Source organism: Streptomyces sp. SS7, from assembly GCF_037993025.1.
Lineage (GTDB): Bacteria > Actinomycetota > Actinomycetes > Streptomycetales > Streptomycetaceae > Streptomyces.
Window position 1 is genome coordinate 1197139 of record NZ_CP141223.1, and the last position, 18129, is coordinate 1215267.

An 18129-nucleotide genomic window follows, 5' to 3' on the forward strand; every position below is an offset into this window, starting at 1 on the left:
ACGGCCTCAGCCGCGCGGCCAGTGCAGCGCCGTGGCCGCGGTCGCGGCGGTGACCACGGCCAGCCGGTCGTAGTCGAGGAGGTCCGCCGTGTCCGTGGGGCGGTGGTAGTGCCGGTTGCGGAAGTTGGCGGTGCTGGTCAGCATGAGCGCCGGGATCCGGCGGTTCCAGAACGAGGCGTGGTCGCTGCGCCCGAGATGGTTCGCCGGTGGCACCGCGAGGCCGATGAGCAGACCCAGCGGCCCTTCGGGACGGCGGTCACGGAGGGCGATCGACGGGAGGGCCGGCAGTGCCGGACCCGCGCACGCGGCCGCCCGCTGCCACAGGGCGGCCGCACCCCGTGTGGAGCGCCGGTGGACCACGAGGGTGAAGTCCCCGCGGAAGCGGTGCGCTCGGACCTCGCGGGCGGCCGTGGGGAAGGCCAGTCCGAAACCCGCGGGCAGCCGCTGACCACCCGGCTCGGGCGCGAAGTACCCGACCGACTCCAGACAGATCATGCCCGCGACCCGTTCCCGCCGGTCGGTGAACCGGCGGGCGGCGTACCGCGACCCGATCAGTCCCAGTTCCTCCATGTCGAAGCACATGAGGGTGACGGGCGGCGGCTCTTCCAGCGCGCCGAGCAGCCGGGCGGTTTCCAGCAGGACCGCCACACCGGAGGCGTTGTCGTCGGCTCCCGGGCTCGCGTCCACGGAGTCCAGGTGCGCTCCGATCAGCACCGTCGGCCGCCGCGGGTGCCCGGGGAGTCGCGCGAGCAGGTTGGCTCCCGTCAGCCGCCGGTGCAGGCGCAGCTTGAGGGGGAGGAACCGGTGCCCCTGGCGGTCGGTCGCGCCCGGCTGCCAGCGCAGGTCGAACGGCTGTCGCTCGACCTGCCATCCGGCGGCCGACAGCTCGTCCGTCACATGGCGCTCCGCCTCGGCCATGGCGTCCGGCGTGCGCGTACGGCTGCGTGGGGACGCCGCCAGGACGTCGACGTCACGCCGGAGCCGTGCCGGGTCGACCTGCCCGGCCAGCCCCCGCATCGTCGACTCGATCATGTGGAGACTCCGTCCTCGTGCCGGGCACCGCAGCCCGTTCCGGTCAGTGCGGCGGAGGCAGCGTAGGCGGTGAGCGGCGCCGGTGTCAGGGCCGCGACAGGTACCGACAACGCCTCGACGAACCCGGTTGACAGGCCACGAAACCGCACGTGACGCTTGCAGGGCCGCTCTCCTGCCGGACACCGACCGCACGGGCCTTGACACCCAGGCGCACGACGCCGAACAATTCCGGCTGCAAGCAGCCGAATGAAACGATTCAAAACCTCGCGTCCCCCGGACCTCTCTCTTCCGCGGTCTCCAGGGCGCCCCTCCTCCCCGCCCTCACCGCACATCGACAGCAGGAGCCCGCATGTCTTCAGTAACGCGCCGGTCTGCCCTGCGCTCGGCCATAGCCGTGGCGCTCACGCCCACCCTGGGCTCGGTGCTGCTGCCGGGGCTTGCTCCCGTGGCATCGGCCGCCGTCTCCTGGACCGCGAAGTGGATCTGGGCTCCGTCCAGTTCCACGAACCAGTGGGTCGCGTTCCGCCGGTCGTTCACTCTCGGCTCCGCGCCGTCGACGGCGGTGACGCGGATCGCGGCGGACTCCAAGTACTGGCTGTGGGTCAACGGCACGCTCGTCGTCTTCGACGGGCAGCTCAAGCGCGGTCCCCACCGCACCGGCACCTACTACGACGAGATCGACCTCGCCCCGTATCTCACGAGCGGCCGCAACTCGGTGGCGCTGCTGGTGTGGTACTTCGGCAAGGAGGGCTTCTCGCACAGCAGCAGCGGCAAGGGAGGTCTGCTGTTCCAGTCCGACATCACCACCGGTTCCACCACCACCCGGGTCGTCAGCGACACCGGCTGGAAGCACATCGTCCACCCGGGCTACTCCCACGACACCAGCGGCACCCAGGTCAACTTCCGCCTCCCCGAGTCGAACATCCACTACGACGCCCGCAGCGCCACCGCCATGACCGCCTGGGAGACGGCCGGCTTCGACGACAGCGCGTGGAGCGCCCCCACCGATTTCGGGGCCGCCGGTGGCGCCCCCTGGAACGACCTCGTCCAGCGGCCGGTCCCGCAGTTCCGGTACTCGGGCCTGAAGTCCTACCGCAACGCCTCCTCGTTGCCGTCCACGGGACAGGGCTCCACCGCCATCACGGCCACCTTGCCGTCGAACCTCCAGGTCACGCCGTATCTGAAAGTGGACGCTCCGGCCGGCGCGGTGATCGGCATGCAGACCGACCACTACGCCGACGGCGACGGTCTGACCGGCCTCACCCCCGGCGCGGAGAACAACGTGCGCGCCACCTACGTCTGCGCGGGCGGGGTACAGGAGTTCGAGGCGCTGGCCTGGATGAGCGGCACGGCGGTCAAGTACACGATCCCCGCCGGCGTCACCATCCTGGACCTGCAGTACCGGGAATCGGGCTACGACACCGACTTCGCCGGCTCCTTCAGCAGCAATGACGCCTTTCTCGACACCCTGTGGGGCAAGGCGGCGCGCACCATGTACGTCAACATGCGCGACAACTACATGGACTGCCCCACCCGTGAGCGCGCCCAGTGGTGGGGCGATGTGGTCAACCAGCTCAAAGAGGGCTTCTACACCTTCGACACCCGCTCCCACGCCCTTGGTGCCAAGGCCATCGCCCAGCTGACCGCCTGGCAGAAGCCCGGCGGTGTGCTCTACTCGCCGATGCCGTCCACCATCTGGACCGCCGAACTGCCCGTCCAGATGCTCGCCTCGGTGTGGGCCTTCGGCACGTACCACCTCTACACCGGCAACACCGGCGCCGTCTCCGGCACCTACCCGGCGGTGAAGGCCTACCTGAACCTGTGGAGCCTGGACTCGGCCGGGCTGGTCAGCCACCGCGCCGGAGACTGGGACTGGGAGGACTGGGGCACCAATGTCGACGCCCGCGTCCTGGACAACTGCTGGTACTACCTCGCCCTCGACACGGCCGTCACCCTCGCCGACCTCAGCGGCAACAGCGGCGACGTCGCGGGCTGGCAGGCCAAGCGCGACAGCATCAAGGCCAACTTCGACCGCGTCCTGTGGAACACCTCCCGCAACGAGTACCGCTCCCCCGGCTACACCGGCGACACCGATGACCGCGCCAACGGTCTCGCCGTCGTCGCCGGCCTCGCGCCCGCCTCCCGCCACCGGGCCGTCACCGACGTGCTGCGCACCCACCTCAACGCCAGCCCCTACATGGAGTTCTACGTCCTGGAGGCGCTCTACCTCATGGGCGCGGCCACCGTCGCCGAGGAGCGGATGCGCAACCGCTACGCCGCCCAGGTCGCCGACCCCGCCTGCCACACCCTGTGGGAGATATGGGACAAGGCGGGTGGCACCGACAACCACGCCTGGAACGGCGGCCCGCTGTACACGCTGTCCGCCTACGCCGCCGGCGTCCGTCCCACCAAGCCCGGCTGGGAGACGTACGACGTCGTCCCGCAGACCGGCACCCTCACGAGGATCGACACGGTCACGCCGACCGTCAAGGGCGACATCCGCTTCGGCATCACGCGCGACGGCACCCAGGTGACCCTGACCCTGACGTCCCCGAGCGGGACGACCGCGCGGGTCGGGGTGCCGACCTACGGCGGGTCCGCGCCGGTCGTCAGGGCCAACGGAACCACCGTCTTCACGGGCGGCGCGGCCACCGGCAGCGTCCCCGGCCTCGGATACGCGAGCAAGGACTCGTCCTACGTCTACTTCACCCTCCAGCCCGGCAACTGGACGTTCACCGTGACCGGCGCCGGACGCCTGGACAACCTCGCCCTCGGCCGACCGGTCACCAGCAACAGCAGCCTGGAGAACGGCGACTGGGGCAAGAACCGGCTCACCGACGGCAAGCTCACCGGCGTGACCGGGGCCAAGGGCTACACCAGCATCGACTTCCCCTCCGCCGACGTCAGCGCGAACCCCGTCTGGGTCGAGATCGACCTCGGGTCCGACACCGATCTCGACGCCGTACGCCTCTTCCCCCGCACCGACACCCCGGCGGTCGGCGGAGGCACAGCGGGCTTCCCCGTCGACTTCACGATCCAGACCCGCCCCGACGGAGCCGGCACCTACACCACCGTCCGCACGATCACGGCCGAGCCCAACCCGGGCGGGCTGGTGCAGACATACGGCTTCAGGACCACCACCGCCCGTTACATACGGCTCCAGGCCACCAGACTGGGTACGCCCCCCGTGGACGAGACCACCCGGTACCGCCTCCAGCTCGCCGAACTCACCGTCCCCACCGCCGCGACCGTCGTCACCGCCAACTACACGCTGGAGAACGGCGACTGGGGCAAGACCCGCGTGTTCGACGGCACCACCACCGGCGTGGCCGGCTCAAAGGGCTTCACCAGCATCGACTTCGCCTCCGCCGATGTCACCGCCGACCCGGTCCGGATCGAGATCGACCTCGGCGCCGACCGGTCCATCGGCTCCGTCACCCTCCACCCGCGCAGCGACACCGGCGCGGCCGGAGGCGGCACAGCGGGCTTCCCCGTCGACTTCACGATCCAGACCCGCCCCGACGGAGCCGGCACCTACACCACCGTCCGCACGATCACGGCCGAGCCCAACCCGAACGGAGCCGCTCAGACCTACACCCTCACTTCCACCACCGGCCGCTATCTGCGCCTGAAGGTTTCCAAGCTCGGCAAGCCCGCCTCGGACGAGGCCACCAGGTATCGTCTCCAACTCGCCGAGATCCGCGTCAAGTAGCAGGCCGTTCCGAAACGGGCGGACCCTCGCACCTTCGTCGGTCTCGTCGTCCTGGGTGGCGGGGGTCTTCTGCTCGCTCCGTCGCCTCAGGAGTGTGCGGCGAAGTGCCGGGCGATGCCCGCGATCCCCTCGCTCACGGCTCGCTCGACGACGGGTGCCAGGGCCTCCGGAACGATCTCCTGGCTGTAGACCACGCGTGAGCCGTCCGCGTCGGGAAGCACGTCGATGGTGCCCCGGTGGAAGTCGATGGGCTGGGGCATGCCCTCGACGAACCGGTACTGGAAGCGGCGCAGTGCGTCGTCCTTCGTCACCACGACGGACTTCAACGTGCCCTCGGACGTGCTCAGGTGGCGGTGCGTGCCGTCGAAGTGGGCCTCCCGTACGGCCGGGAACCACTGCGGAATCATGCTCACGTCGGTGAGGACGGCCCAGACGCGGTCGGGGTCCTGTGCGACTCGGGTGTCGAAACGGAACGTTGCCACAGGGACTCCCCGGTGGTGGTGATGACGGCTCCGGTCAGGCGCCGTACGCGGCAGGATCAGAAGGGGTAGTGGGAGTGCTCGGTGGAGAGGGTGCCACCGCCTCGTCGGTGTTCGGCCGCCGACCTCCTTGATCCGGGCGACCGTCTTCTCGGCTCCGGCCGCGGAGCTGCGGTAGTGGACGGCGACCCGGGCGCCCTCCTGGGCGGCTCGTACGGCGATCTCGGCGCCGTAGCCGGTGCCTGCACCGGTCACCAGGACGGTACGGCCTTCGAAGCGGCGGGGAATGCTCTGCTCTGTCATGGGGCGTCCCTTCAGGGGTGTACGGCCGTGAAGCGCTGGCGGATCTCTCCGATGCCCTCGATGCGGCCGACGAGTTCGTCGCCCGCGGCGAGACGGCGGGGTGGATCCATCCGGTTGCCGACCCCGGCCGGGGTGCCGGTGAAGACCAGGTCGCCCGGGAAGAGCGGCACCACGGCCGACAGACGGGCAACGAGCTCCGGCACCGGGAAGATCAGGGACTTGGTGCGGTCGTGCTGGACGGTCTCGCCGTTGAGCAGTCCGGTGATCTCCAGGTCGTCGGGGTCGGCGAACTCGTCCGGGGTGACCAGGAGCGGTCCGGCAGGTCGGGCGGTCCGCCCGAGCGCAGGGCGTCCAGCTCGGGTTCGGCGAGGCCGTGCGTCCGGCCCACGGCCTCGTGCGCCGCCCGCTCGAAGGCACTCCCCCAGTGGGCGGCGACGACCAGGACGGCCATCTCGCGGACCCGGCCGGTCAAGGCTGACTGACAGCGCACCGCCGCCCCGACCGCCTGGACGGCCAGTCCGGCTAGGGCCTGCCGTTCGGATCGGGTCGGCTGGGCCGACGTAGCCTCTGGGTCGACCCGCGCGTGCCACACCTCGCGACGGTACGAGGCGCGGGCGGAGGCGAGGAAGAGCACCGCTCCGACCACGTCCTCCGGCTGCCCCAGGCGCCCGGCGGGGACCAGACCGGTCATCTCCTCACGCATGCCGGGCTTCGCCAGATACGCACGGGTCAGCTCGGTCTCCGTGCAGCCCGGGGCGACGGTGTTGACGGTGACGCCGTCGGCGGCTCATTCGCGGGCCATGACCATGGTCCGGTCGACCGGAACATGGCTTCGCGGCGCGGCCACCCGGCCGTGCCGTGAAGCCGTGCAGTCCCTGCGACAGCAGCTACGCGTCCTCCACCACGACGATGTCGACAGTCCTGGGCCCGTGCACGCCCTCGACCCGGTCCAGTTCGATGTCACTGGTGGCCGAGGGGCCGGAGATCAGGGTCAGCGGCCGGTACGGATCGAGCAGCCTCAGCGCCTCGGGCACGTCGGGAGCGATCTGGTCCGCACGGACCACGCAGATGTGCTGGTCCGGCAGCAGGGTCAGAACCCTCCGCCCCTGGCCGGGACCGTGGTCGAGGGTCACGGTGCCAGTGACGGCGATGGCGATGGCGACGGTGGTGACCACGGCGTCCGCCGCGTCGAGCTGCCCGACGGACAGGGGCGGGACCTCCGTCAGCAGCGACCAATCCCCCTCTGGAACCAGGTCCTCGGGAAGCCCGGGCGGCACCACCACGGAACGCGCTCCGGTGCGCGCCAGCGCGCGAGCGACGGCGGCCGCGGCACCGTTCGCCGGGACGCGGACGACCGTGGCGCGGTACTCGGCGGCACGCTCGGCGAACAATCCAACGATGTCCGGTCCCGCGTGGTCGGCACGGGGACCGGACGGAAGGGGTTTGTCGTCAGGACACTCGGAATCGGGAACACCGGACAGCCCTCCCCGGATCGCCCTCAGCACGGTCTCACGGCCGTTCGTCATCATCCCTTCCTCTCCGCCGTCGTACGGCTGTCCTCGCTCGCGGGTGGTCGCGTACGGCGCCACCAGGCGCGCAGGGGCTCCCGGGCCGGCGCCGGGGTGTCCCGGGTGCCGGACCAGCGGGCGAACGGACCGGGCAGGGCACCAATGCGGCCGTCACGGGCCATTGGTCGGGCGCCTGCGGCGGCCAGGCGCTGTGCGGCGGCCAGGCGCCGGGGTGAGCCCAGGACGGCTCCCGCGGCCTTCATGGCGAGCGCCTCGGGCGTGGGAAGCAGCCGGTCCCGCCGTTTGGCCTCCACGGCGTCGGCGCGCAGATGGAGCAGCACCTCGGGAATGTTGATCTTCACTGGGCAGGCGTCGTAGCAGGCGCCGCACAGGGTCGAGGCGAAGGGCAGCGAGGCCGCGTTCCCGATGCCCACGAGCTGCGGGGTCAGCACGGCGCCGATCGGCCCGGGGTAGACCGAACCGTAGGCATGCCCCCCCGTGCGCTCGTACACCGGGCACACGTTGAGACACGCTGAGCAGCGGATGCAGGCGAGGGCCTGGCGGCCCACCTCGTCAGCGAGGGTGGCGCTGCGGCCGTTGTCGAGCAGCACCAGGTGGAAGTTCCGGGGACCGTCGCCCTCCGTCACGCCGGTCCACAGCGAGGTGTAGGGGTTCATCCGCTCGCCGGTCGACGAGCGGGGCAGGAGCTGGAGGAACACGTCCAGGTCGGCGAAGGACGGCAGGACCTTCTCGATGCCCATGACGGTGATCAGGGTCTCCGGCAGCGTCAGGCACATCCGCCCGTTGCCCTCCGACTCGACAACCGCCACCGTGCCGGTGTCTGCGGCCGCGAAGTTGGCGCCGGAGACGGCGACCCTGGCGCGCAGGAACTTCTCCCGCAGGTGGAGCCGCGCCGCCTCGGCGAGGTCACCGGGGTTGTCGGTGAGGTCCTCGGGGGCGGGCCTGCCCCATCCTCCCATCTCCCGGCGGAAGATCTCCCGGATCTCGGAGCGGCCCCGGTGGATGGCGGGTACGAGGATGTGGGAGGGGCGGTCGCCGCCCAGCTGCACGATGAGTTCCGCGAGGTCGGTCTCGTAGGCGCGGATGCCCGCTTCCGCGAGCGCCTCGTTGAGGCCGATCTCCTGGGTGGCCATGGATTTGACCTTGACGACCTCGTCCGCGCCTGTCGCCTGCACCACATGGGTGACGATGCGGTTGGCCTCGGCGGCGTCCGCCGCCCAGTGCACCACTCCCCCCGCAGCGGTCACCGCCCTCTCCAGGCGCAGCAGATGATGGTCCAGGTGGCGGAGGGTGCGGCGTTTTACCGCGGCGGCCGTCTCCCTCAGTTCCTCCCAGTCCTCCAGTTCGGCGGCGGCCGCCAGGCGCTTGTCCCGGATGGTGCCGGTCGCGCGGCGCAGATTCGCCCGCAGCCGGGTGTCGGTGAGCGCCGTGCGCGCCGCCTCGGGAAAGGCCGGGGTCCCCAGCCATACGACGTTGTCGACACCGCTCACGGCAGGTCCCCTTCCTGGGAGGCCAGGATCTCGGCGAGGTGCCTTGTGCCGACGCCGGTGCGCAGCCGGGACAGGCCACCGCCGATGTGGGTGAGGCAGGAGTTGTCGCCCGCGCACAGGAACTCAGCGCCGGTGTCCTGCACGTGGCGCATCTTGTCGGCCAGCATGGCGTTGGAGACCTCCGCGTTCTTCAGGGCGAAAGTGCCGCCGAAGCCGCAGCAGGACTCGGCGGCGGGCAGTTCCACGAGATGGATGCCGCGGACGGCGCGCAGCAGCCGCAGCGGCCGGTCGCCGACGCGGAGCATGCGCAGCGAGTGGCAGGTCGGGTGGTAGGTGACACGGTGCGGGAAGTAGGCGCCGACATCGATGACGCCGAGGACGTCGACGAGGAGTTCCGACAGCTCGTACACCGTCGGGACCACGTGCTCGACCGCCTCGGTGAGGGCGGCGTCGCCGTATTGGGCGGCCACCACGCGGTGGTGGTCGCGCACCATGCCGGCGCAGGACCCGGACGGGGCGACGACGGCGTCATAGCCGGCGAAGACCTCGGCGAAGCGGCGGACCATGGGGAGGGTCTCAGGGCGGTAGCCGGTGTTGAAGTGCATCTGACCGCAGCAGGTCTGGGCCTGCGGGAACTCCACGGTGTGGCCGAGGCGCTCCAGCAGTTCGGTGACGGCGCGACCGGTGCGGGGGAACATGGTGTCGTTGAAGCAGGTAATGAAGAGGGCTATGCGCATGGGGTTTCCTGAGGCGGGGCCGGTCGTGCGGTGACGGGCAGGTCGTAGGTCCGCACGGCGGTACCGGTGAAGACGTCGTGGCGTTCGGCCGGTCCGAGCCCGGCCGTCAGCTCGCGAGCGACGGTGACCACTTCGGCGTAGGTGGCGGCGAGTCGGCAGACGGGCCAGTCGGAGCCGAACATCAGCCGCCCGGGCCCGAAGGCGTCGAGCGCGGTGTCGGCGTACGGCGCGAAAGCCGCGGTAGTCCACGAGCCCCAGTCGGCTTCGGTGACCATGCCGGAGAGTTTGCAGACGGTGTTGGGGAGGGCGGCGAGGCGGCGGATCTGCTGCGCCCAGGGGACGAGTTCACCGGATTCGACGGGCGGCTTGCCGAGGTGGTCGAGGACGAAGGTCAGGCCTGGCAGGCGCTCCGCGGCCGCGACGGCCGCCGCGAGTTGGTGGGGCTTCACCACGAGGTCGTAGACGAGTCCCGCCTCGGCGACCGAGGAAAGGCCCCGGAGTACGTCGGGGCGTACGAGCCAGCGCGGGTCGGGCTCGCTCTGCACCTGGTGGCGGATGCCCACCAGGTACTCCCCTCCGGGGCCCGCGCGCAGCCCCGCGAGGGTCTCGGCGATGCCGGGGGCGGTCAGGTCGGTCCAGCCGACGACCCCGGCGACCAGGTCGCTGTCGGCGGCCAGGGCCAGGAACTCCGGGGTCTCCTCCGGCACGGTGATCGTCTGCACCAGCACGGTGGCGGTGACACCGGCCGCGCGGGCCTCCGGGGCCAGGTCGGCGAGGGTGAAGTTTCTTCGCAGCGGGGCGAGTTCTCCTTTGCTGATCCAGTCCTGGTCGCGGACGGACAGGTCCCACACATGGTGGTGGCTGTCCACGATGCCGGGCACGGGCTTGGAACCGGTCACAGTTCCCACACCACCGGCAGCGAGGCGTCCGCGCCCCGCGCGGAGTAGTCGTGGACGACGTCGAGCAGGTCGCCCATCCGGGCCTGCCAGGCGATGTTGACGGGCAGCTTGTCGAGTTCGGCGATCATCGCCCGGTAGTCCTCGACCTCCAGCACATGGAACAGGTCGGTGCCGCTGCGCCAGATCGTCCAAGCGCTCACCCCTGCGGCGCGGATCGCGGCGGTGAGTTCCCCGGGCACCTTGCGGTGCGCGGCCTCGTACGCCTCGATGCGGTCGGCGCGGACCTTGGTGTGCAGAGCGACCCTCATGACGGCTCCTTGGACGGCATGGCTCGCGCGAGCAGCGCGGCCTCTGCGATCGGCACGGCTGCGGGGACCGGGGTGTTCGGGTGCAGCAGTCCCTCGGCGTGCAGTTCGCCCCACAGGGCGTGCGGAATGGGGCGCCGCAGTTGCTCCACTGTGTCGCGTACCTCCTCGGGTGTGCGCGCGCCGGTCAGGACGCTCGCGACCGCGGGATGGCCGAACGGGAAGCGCAGTGCGGCGGCACGCAGCGGCACGCCGTGGCGTTTGCAGACCGCGAGGAGCCGCAGCGCCCGGTCGAGGACCGGCTGCGGCGCGGGGGCGTAGTCGTATGTGGCGCCGGGCCGGGGGCCCGTCAGCAGCCCGGAGTTGAACACTCCGCCGATGACCACGCTCCGGCCGCGGGCCGCTGCCTCCGGGAGCAGTTCGGTGAGCGCGTCCTGTTCCAGGAGCGTGTAACGGCCGGCCAGCAGAACCATGTCGATGTCGGTCTCGCGCAGGAACCGGGCGGGCAGGGCGGACCCGTTCATCCCGACGCCGATCGCTGTGACCACGCCTTCGGCGCGCAGTCGCTCGAGCGCCGGGTACGCCTCACGCAACGCCTGGTCGGCGTGGTCGTCGGGGTCGTGCAGCAGGGCCACGTCGACGCGGTCGAGACCGAGGCGTTCCAGGCTGGCCTCCAGCGAGCGCAGGACTCCGTCGGCGCTGAAGTCCCAGACCCTGCGACGGGCGGCCGGGACGGCGAAGCCGTGGGCCAGGTCGTCGCCGGCGCTGCCCTGCGGATTCGGCACGAGGAGCCGGCCCACCTTGGTGGAGAGGGTGTAGGTGTCCCGGGCGCGGTCGCGCAGCGCGGCGCCGAGCCGCCGTTCCGACAGGCCGAGACCGTAGTGGGGCGCGGTGTCGAAGGTCCGGATGCCGGCGTCCCAGGCCGCCTCCACCGTGGCGTGGGCGGCCTCGTCGGTGACCGGGTGGAAGAGGTTGCCGAGGGCGGCACAGCCCAGCGCCAGTTCCGTGACCGGTACCGTGCCGCCGCCCAGCGTGGTGGTCCTCACGGCCGCTCCACCGGGCGCAACCGCAGGCCCTGCATGCCGCCGTCCACCGCGAGCGCGGTGCCTGTGACGGACGCCGCGGCCGGACTTGCCAGGTAGACGATGGCGGCGGCGACCTCGTCGGCCGTCACCAGGCGTCCGAGAGGCTGTCGGGCGTTGAGGGCCGCGCGCTCGGCCTCGGGGTCGTCGGCCGCGGCCAGCAGCCGGGAGACCCAGGGGGTGTCGGCGGTGCCGGGGTTGACGCAGTTGACGCGGATGCCCTCGCGGACGTGGTCGGCGGCCATGGCAAGAGTCAGGGAGAGGACCGCCCCCTTGCTGGCGCAGTACAGGGCGCGCTGCGGCAGGCCTGCGGTGGCGCCGATCGAGCAGGTGTTGACGACCGCCGCGTGCGCGGAGCGGCGCAAGTGGGGCAGGGCGGCCCGGGTGGTGCGCACCATGCCGAGGACGTTCACGTCCATCACCCGGTGCCACTGCTCGTCCGGGTTGTCCTCGATGGTGCCCACCGCGCCGATGCCGGCGTTGTTCACGAGGATGTCCAGGCCTCCCAGCCGCGCCGCGGCCTGTTCCACGGCGGCGCGTACGGAGGCGTCGTCGCTGACGTCGGCCCGCAGACCGAGCAGCGGTTCGCCGACGCCGCTCGGATCGAGGTCGAGCACGGCCACCGCCGCGCCCTGCGCCGTGAGGGAGCGGGCCGTTGCCAGTCCGATGCCGGACGCGCCGCCGGTGACCACCGCCCTGAGCCCTGACAGACCGGTCATGCCGTCTTCTCCGGCCCGGCGAGGTCGGCGGCCCAGAAGGTGCCGCCCGGGTAGCGGTACTCACTGAGGGACTCGTGGTGCATGGTGGCGGAGAAGCCCGGGGTCAGCGGCGCGGTGTAGTGACCGGCGCGCATCACCACGGGGGCCGTGAAGTGCTCGTGGAGGTGGTCGACGAACTCGATGACGCGGTTCTCGGTGGTGCCGGACAACGCCAGGTAGTCGAACATCGACAGGTGCTGCACCAGCTCGCACAGGCCCACTCCTCCGGCGTGCGGGCACACCGGCACCCCGAACTTCGCGGCGAGCAGCAGGATCGCGAGGTTCTCGTTGACCCCTCCGACCCGGGCCGCGTCGAGCTGGAGCACGTCGATGGCATCGGCCTGGAGGAGCTGCTTGAAGATGATGCGGTTCTGCACGTGTTCGCCGGTGGCCACCTTCACGGGGGCGACGCCCCGGCGCACGGCGGCATGGCCGAGGATGTCGTCGGGGCTGGTGGGCTCCTCGATCCAGTACGGGTCGAACTCGGCAAGCGCATTGGTCCACTCGACCGCCTCACCGACGTTCCAGCGCTGGTTGGCGTCGATGGCGATGCGGATCTCCTCGCCGACGGCGGCGCGGGCGACTCGCATGCGGCGGACGTCGTCGTCGAGGTCGGCGCCGACCTTGAGCTTGATCTGGGTGAAGCCGTCGGCTACGGCCTGCTTGGCCAGCCGGGTGAGCTTGTCGTCGGAGTAGCCGAGCCAGCCCGGGGAGGTGGTGTAGCCGGGGTAGCCGCGCTCCAGCAGGGCGGACTCTCGCTCCGCGAGACCGGTGCGGCCCTCTCGCAGCATTCGCAGGGCTTCCTCGGGGGTGAGGGCGTCGACGATGTAGCGGAAGTCAACCTGCGAGACGAGCCACTCGGGGTCGGCGTGGGCGAGCAGCCGCCACAGCGGCTGCCCGGCGCGCTTGGCGGCCAGGTCCCACACGGCGTTCACCACGGCCCCGATCGCCATGTGCATCACGCCCTTCTCGGGCCCCAGCCAGCGCAACTGGCTGTCCCCGATCAGGTCGCGGTTGACCGAGCCCGGGTCGGCGCACAGCTCCTGCACGGAGCGGCCCACGATGTGGTGCCGCAGGGCGCCGATCGCGGCGACCTGGACATCGTTGCCGCGTCCGATGGTGAAGGTGAAGCCGTGGCCCTCGTGCCCGTCAGCGGCGTCCGTGCGCAGCACGACATAGGCGGCGGAGTAATCAGGGTCCGGGTTCATCGCGTCGGAGCCGTCCAGTTCCCGCGAGGTGGGAAAGCGGACGTCGTAGGTGTCGAGGGCGGTGATCCGGGCGGAGGTGGTAGTCAAGGGGGGGATGCCTTTCACGCTTGGGCGAAGGTCTGGCGCTGGCTGCCGAGGCCGTCGACGGAGAGCTCGACGGTGTCGCCGGGGCGCAGGAAGGGAGTGCCGGGGAGACCCAGGGCCACGCCCGCGGGAGTACCGGTGTTGATCACGTCACCGGGCTCCAGGACCATGTACTGGCTCAGGTACGCCACGATGTGGTCGACGGGGAAAATCATGTCGCCGGTGTGGCCGTCCTGCCGCTTCACCCCGTTGACGCTCAGGTGCAGGCTGAGGTTCTGCGGGTCACCGGCCTCGTCGGCGGTGACCAGCCACGGGCCGAGCGGGTTGAAGGTCTCACAGGACTTGCCCAGGTCCCACTGCGAGGAGTACTCCAGCTGGAACTCGCGCTCCGAGACGTCATGACTGACCGCATAGCCCGCGATCACGGACCGCGCGGTCTCGGGGCCGTCCAGGTAGCGGGCCCGCCGTCCGATGACGACCGCCAGCTCGACCTCCCAGTCGGTCTTGCCGGAGCCCCGGGGGATCAGAACCTCGTCGTACGGGCCGACGACCGTGCCTGGGTCCTTCATGAACACCACCGGACGGGACGGGATCGCGGCGCCGGTCTCCGCGGCGTGGTCGCGGTAGTTCAGACCGACGCAGACGACCTTGCCCGGGCGCGCGAGGGGGGCGCCGATCCGCAGGCCGACGGTGTCGAGCTCGGGCAGTCCGCCCGCCACGACGGCCGCGCGGGCCCGGTCCACTCCGCCGGAGACGAGGAAGTCGCCGTCGATGTCCCGAGTCACGGAGGACAGGTCCAGCAGCCGGCCGTCGTCGGTGCGGACTGCGGGTCGCTCCTCGCCGGGGGCGCCGACTCGTAGCAGTTTCACTGGAGGCTCCCTTGCCATGCGGGATCGACTGGGTGATGTCCAGCCGTAGGTCTGTGCCGCCTGGGGTGCTCCTGACAGGACCTGCGGTGGGGCTACGCTCATCCACATCGACAGTCATCGGATGTATGGCGGCACAGCGACCTTAGATGCGGAGATGGGGCCTGGCAATGGATTCCTCGGATGTATTTCCTCAACGCTGTCAGACAAGCACCCGCAACACCGGCTTCACCGTGGTCATGTATCGCCACGAGATCGACCCGCGAGCCCATCCTCCGATGAATCCGGGGTGAGCCAGGCGGTCACCTCCGCTCACGGGAGCGACACCGACAGGCATCCCGCCCGGCCGCCCGAGGCTGAATCAGCCCACCCGGTACCCGCCTTCCGCCCCGCCCCTGCGCGGTCAAGGCAGCTCCGTTGTCGAATCGTGAGCTGCCGAAGCACCTCGCCCGCCGCACGCGACCGTCGAAAGTCCGCAGGTCATGACGGGTGGCAACACGGAGTCGCGTGGTCGGGTGGTCACCTCGGCGCCCCGCGGCACGAGGTCCCACAAATCCCCGGCGGCGAACCCTTGTCAATGTCGGCAACGTCGTCGTAACGTCCTCGACGTCCGAGATACATCGGAGGAATGGTGCACCCTCCACTGCACTCCATTCGGCTCACATCCGTGCGGTCCCTCAGCCTCCGTAGCCTCGGTCGCCGGCTGCCCCTCACACCCACCCTCAGGACATGATCCGCGCGTTCTTCGCGCCGGATCGGAAACTGCCGGGGCCCGGGACCTCGCCCGTCCCTCGCAGGCAGGCGCCCTCCCCACCGTCACCCTGCGGCCCTACTGCCCTCGCTTAGGAGAGAACACGGCCATGAACCTCGCTCACACCCGCTCCACCGCGGCAGTCGCCACCGCAGTCCTCGCGGTCCTGTCCCTCGCCACCGCGTGCAACCGTGAGAGCACCGCCTCAGCATCCTCGGGCGGCGACAACTCGGCCATCGGGATCGACCTGCCGCGCTCCGACTCCGACTTCTGGAACTCCTACGCCGAGTACGTGAAGAAGGACATCAAGACCGACGGCATCAACGCGCTGCCGCTCAGCAACTCGCAGAACGACGTCACCAAGCTGGTCGCCAACGTGCAGGTGTTCCAGAACACCGGTGCCAAGGCCGTGGTCATGGCCCCCCAGGACACCGGCGCCATCGCCTCCACCCTCGACACCCTCGCGTCGAAGAAGATCCCCGTGATCAGCGTCGACACCCGGCCTGACAAGGGCGACGTCTACATGGTCGTGCGTGCCGACAACAGGGCGTACGGCACCAAGGCCTGTGAGTTCCTCGGCAAGCAACTCGGCGGCAAGGGCAAGGTCGCCGAGTTCCAGGGCGCCCTGGACTCGATCAACGGACGCGACCGCTCCGAGGCGTTCGCGGAGTGCATGAAGACGAAGTTCCCGCAGATCAAGGTCTTCGAACTGCCCACCGACTGGAAGGGCGACGTGGCCTCCGCCAAGCTGCAGTCACTGCTCGCCCAGAACCCGGATCTGAACGGCATCTACATGCAGGCCGGCGGTGTCTTCCTGCAGCCGACCCTGGCGCTGCTCGAGCAGAAGAAGCTGCTCAAGCCGGCAGGCCAGAAGGGCCACATCACGATCGTCTCCAACGACGGCATCCCGCAGGAGTTCGACGCCATCCGCAAGGGCCGGATCGACGCCACCATCTCCCAGCCCGCCGACCTCTACGCCAAGTACGCGCTGTACTACGCCAAGGCCGCGGCCGAGGGCAAGACCTTCAAGCCCGGGGCGACCGACCACGACTCCACCATCATCAAGCTGCCCAACGGCCTGGAGGACCAGCTGCCCGCGCCGCTGGTGACCAAGGACAACGTCGACGACAAGTCCCTGTGGGGCAACAACATCAGCTGACGAACCAGCGCCCGCCCGCCACGTCGGGGGGGCGCACAGCCTCGTCCTCCGACGCCCGACCCGCCGGCCGGGTGCACCACCGCACGCCACAGCCCCAGCCCCAGCCCGTACACGAAGGACGGTATCCACCATGGCGGAGTCCGCGACCGCCCCGGCGACCGGCCCCGGCACCCCGGCCCCGGTGGCCGAGGCGACCGGCATCAGCAAACGATTCGGCGCGACCGTCGCGCTGCGCGACGCCCGCATCGCCGTCGCCCCGGGCGAGTCGCACGCCCTGGTCGGCCGCAACGGCGCCGGCAAGTCGACACTCGTGTCCATCCTCACCGGCATCCAGCAGCCCGACACCGGAACCCTGCGCTTCTCCGGCGAGCCCGCCCCCGCCGTCGGCGACATCGACGCCTGGCGCTCCCGCGTCGCCTGTGTCTACCAGCGCTCCACCATCATCGGTGAGCTGACCGTCGCCGAGAACCTCTTCCTGAACCGGCAGAGCGCCGGCGCGCTGCAGCCCATCCGCTGGAAGCACATGCGCCGACGTGCCGAGGACCTGCTCGGCGAGTACGGCGTGGCCGTCGACCCCGCCGCCAGGGCCAGGGACCTCACCGTCGAACAGCGGCAGTTCGTCGAGATCGCCCGCGCCCTGTCCTTCGGCGCGCGCTTCATCATCCTCGACGAACCGACCGCCAAACTCGACGCCCGCGGCATCGACAGGCTCTTCGACAAGCTCCACGACCTCCAGCGTCAGGGCGTCGCCTTCCTGTTCATCTCCCACCACCTGCAGGAGGTGTACGACCTCTGCACCACGGTCACCGTCTACCGCGACGCGGCCCACATCCTCACCTCGCCCGTCGCCGAGCTCGGCCACCAGGCCCTGGTGGAGGCCATGACCGGCGAGTCGGCCGCCACGGTCACCACCACCGCCGGCCGGTCTCCCGTCGTGCGGGCGGACGCCCCGCAGCTGCTGTCGATCGACGGTCTGACACTGCCCGGCGTCTGCGAGGACGTCTCCCTCTCGGTCCACTCCGGAGAGGTCGTCGGGCTCGCCGGCGCCACCGCCAGCGGCAATGTGCAGGTGGGTGAGGCGATCGCAGGCCTGCACCGCGCCAAGGACGGCAGAATAACGGTCGACGACACGCGCGTGCGCACCGGCAGTGTGCCGTCCGCGCTCACGGCCGGAGTCGGTCTGGTCCCCGAGGACCGCCACCTCCAGGGGCTGGTGAACAACCGCAGCGTGGCGGAGAACGCGACGCTCACCGTCACCGACCAGCTCGGTCCGTTCGGCACCGTGCTGCCGGCTCGCACCAGGGCCTTCGCGGCACGCATGATCCGGGACCTCGACATCAAGACCCCGGGAGCCGCCACCCCGGTCTCCGCCCTCTCGGGCGGAAACCAGCAGAAGGTCGTCGTCGCTCGTGCCCTGGCCACCGATCCCCGGGTACTGGTGGCCATCCGCCCCACCAACGGAGTGGACGTCAAGTCCAAGGAATTCCTCCTGGGTCGCATCCGGCAGGTCGCGGACGGCGGCAGGGCCGCGCTGATCGTCTCCGACGAACTGGACGACCTGAAGGCCTGTGACCGGGTTGTCGTCATGTTCCACGGGCGCGTCGTCGCCGAGTTCCACCGCGGCTGGAAGGACGAAGTCCTCGTCGCCGCAATCGAGGGCGTCAGCAGCGACCCGGCCCCCGCCACCGCGTCCCCCGCATCCGCCTCGACCGGCGCAGACGAGCACGGAAGGTAG

At 70.8% G+C, this 18129-nt stretch carries 14 protein-coding genes and 2 pseudogenes; 3 read left to right on the forward strand and 13 right to left on the reverse strand.

The annotated features are described in order from the left end of the window. Positions 1-6: 6 nt before the first annotated feature. Positions 7-1032 carry a M28 family peptidase gene (locus U5640_RS05415; RefSeq protein WP_340374646.1) on the reverse strand — a complete coding sequence of 342 codons (1026 nt, stop codon included), beginning with the start codon at positions 1030-1032 and terminating at the stop codon, positions 7-9. 349 nt (positions 1033-1381) lie between these two features. Between U5640_RS05415 and U5640_RS05420 the strand changes: the two genes are divergently transcribed. Further along, entirely contained in the window at positions 1382-4744 is a 3363-nt protein-coding gene (locus U5640_RS05420) for a discoidin domain-containing protein (protein WP_340374647.1), read from the forward strand. A gap of 86 nt (positions 4745-4830) precedes the next feature. Here U5640_RS05420 and U5640_RS05425 read toward each other — a convergent pair whose 3' ends face one another. The 12 genes and pseudogenes from U5640_RS05425 to U5640_RS05480 form a co-directional block, all read right to left on the reverse strand. Then, entirely contained in the window at positions 4831-5526 is a 696-nt protein-coding gene (locus tag U5640_RS05425; RefSeq protein ID WP_340374648.1) for an SDR family NAD(P)-dependent oxidoreductase, read from the reverse strand. Positions 5527-5537: 11 nt separating this feature from the next. Then, a pseudogene (locus tag U5640_RS05430) lies at positions 5538-5870 on the reverse strand (fumarylacetoacetate hydrolase family protein); the annotation flags it as partial. A gap of 269 nt (positions 5871-6139) precedes the next feature. After that, positions 6140-6298 (reverse strand): annotated as a pseudogene (locus U5640_RS05435) (SDR family oxidoreductase); the annotation flags it as partial. A 115-nt stretch (positions 6299-6413) separates the two neighbouring features. Further along, positions 6414-6917, reverse strand: a complete 504-nt coding sequence (locus U5640_RS05440) for an LUD domain-containing protein (protein ID WP_340374649.1) — start codon at positions 6915-6917, stop codon at positions 6414-6416. 134 nt (positions 6918-7051) lie between these two features. Then, complete coding sequence (locus tag U5640_RS05445; protein WP_340374650.1) at positions 7052-8545, reverse strand: LutB/LldF family L-lactate oxidation iron-sulfur protein; 1494 nt, start codon at positions 8543-8545, stop codon at positions 7052-7054. Continuing rightward, the gene (locus U5640_RS05450) at positions 8542-9282 is read right to left on the reverse strand and encodes a (Fe-S)-binding protein (protein ID WP_340374651.1); all 741 of its coding nucleotides are present in this window, start codon (positions 9280-9282) and stop codon (positions 8542-8544) included. Before U5640_RS05450 ends, U5640_RS05445 begins: the two co-directional genes overlap by 4 nt. Next, positions 9273-10181, reverse strand: a complete 909-nt coding sequence (locus U5640_RS05455; RefSeq protein WP_340374652.1) for an amidohydrolase family protein — start codon at positions 10179-10181, stop codon at positions 9273-9275. Before U5640_RS05455 ends, U5640_RS05450 begins: the two co-directional genes overlap by 10 nt. Continuing rightward, a complete protein-coding gene (locus tag U5640_RS05460; protein ID WP_340374653.1) occupies positions 10178-10489 on the reverse strand; it encodes an L-rhamnose mutarotase in 312 nt (103 codons plus the stop codon). The genes U5640_RS05455 and U5640_RS05460 overlap by 4 nt, the downstream gene beginning before the upstream one ends. After that, positions 10486-11532: an aldo/keto reductase gene (locus U5640_RS05465; RefSeq protein ID WP_340374654.1), complete on the reverse strand. Its 1047-nt coding sequence runs from the start codon at positions 11530-11532 to the stop codon at positions 10486-10488. Before U5640_RS05465 ends, U5640_RS05460 begins: the two co-directional genes overlap by 4 nt. Next, positions 11529-12287, reverse strand: coding sequence for an SDR family oxidoreductase (locus U5640_RS05470; RefSeq protein ID WP_340374655.1), 759 nt, complete (start codon positions 12285-12287; stop codon positions 11529-11531). Before U5640_RS05470 ends, U5640_RS05465 begins: the two co-directional genes overlap by 4 nt. Then, complete coding sequence (locus U5640_RS05475; protein WP_340374656.1) at positions 12284-13621, reverse strand: L-fuconate dehydratase; 1338 nt, start codon at positions 13619-13621, stop codon at positions 12284-12286. The genes U5640_RS05470 and U5640_RS05475 overlap by 4 nt, the downstream gene beginning before the upstream one ends. A 14-nt stretch (positions 13622-13635) precedes the next feature. Continuing rightward, complete coding sequence (locus tag U5640_RS05480; protein ID WP_340374657.1) at positions 13636-14487, reverse strand: fumarylacetoacetate hydrolase family protein; 852 nt, start codon at positions 14485-14487, stop codon at positions 13636-13638. Between the two features lie 857 nt (positions 14488-15344). Here U5640_RS05480 and U5640_RS05485 point away from each other — a divergent pair. Then, on the forward strand, positions 15345-16394 hold the full coding sequence (locus U5640_RS05485) for a sugar ABC transporter substrate-binding protein (protein WP_340374658.1): 1050 nt from the start codon (positions 15345-15347) through the stop codon (positions 16392-16394). A 130-nt stretch (positions 16395-16524) separates the two neighbouring features. After that, entirely contained in the window at positions 16525-18129 is a 1605-nt protein-coding gene (locus U5640_RS05490; RefSeq protein ID WP_340374659.1) for a sugar ABC transporter ATP-binding protein, read from the forward strand.

Bases quoted from the DNA above. Each gene is read 5' to 3' on its own strand.
- U5640_RS05470 (WP_340374655.1), bottom strand. From the start codon at position 12,287: ATGACCGGTCTGTCAGGGCTCAGGGCGGTGGTCACCGGCGGCGCGTCC.
- U5640_RS05425 (WP_340374648.1), bottom strand. From the start codon at position 5,526: ATGACAGAGCAGAGCATTCCCCGCCGCTTCGAAGGCCGTACCGTCCTG.
- U5640_RS05490 (WP_340374659.1), top strand. From the start codon at position 16,525: ATGGCGGAGTCCGCGACCGCCCCGGCGACCGGCCCCGGCACCCCGGCC.
- U5640_RS05415 (WP_340374646.1), bottom strand. From the start codon at position 1,032: ATGATCGAGTCGACGATGCGGGGGCTGGCCGGGCAGGTCGACCCGGCA.
- U5640_RS05450 (WP_340374651.1), bottom strand. From the start codon at position 9,282: ATGCGCATAGCCCTCTTCATTACCTGCTTCAACGACACCATGTTCCCC.
- U5640_RS05420 (WP_340374647.1), top strand. From the start codon at position 1,382: ATGTCTTCAGTAACGCGCCGGTCTGCCCTGCGCTCGGCCATAGCCGTG.
- U5640_RS05485 (WP_340374658.1), top strand. From the start codon at position 15,345: ATGAACCTCGCTCACACCCGCTCCACCGCGGCAGTCGCCACCGCAGTC.
- U5640_RS05460 (WP_340374653.1), bottom strand. From the start codon at position 10,489: ATGAGGGTCGCTCTGCACACCAAGGTCCGCGCCGACCGCATCGAGGCG.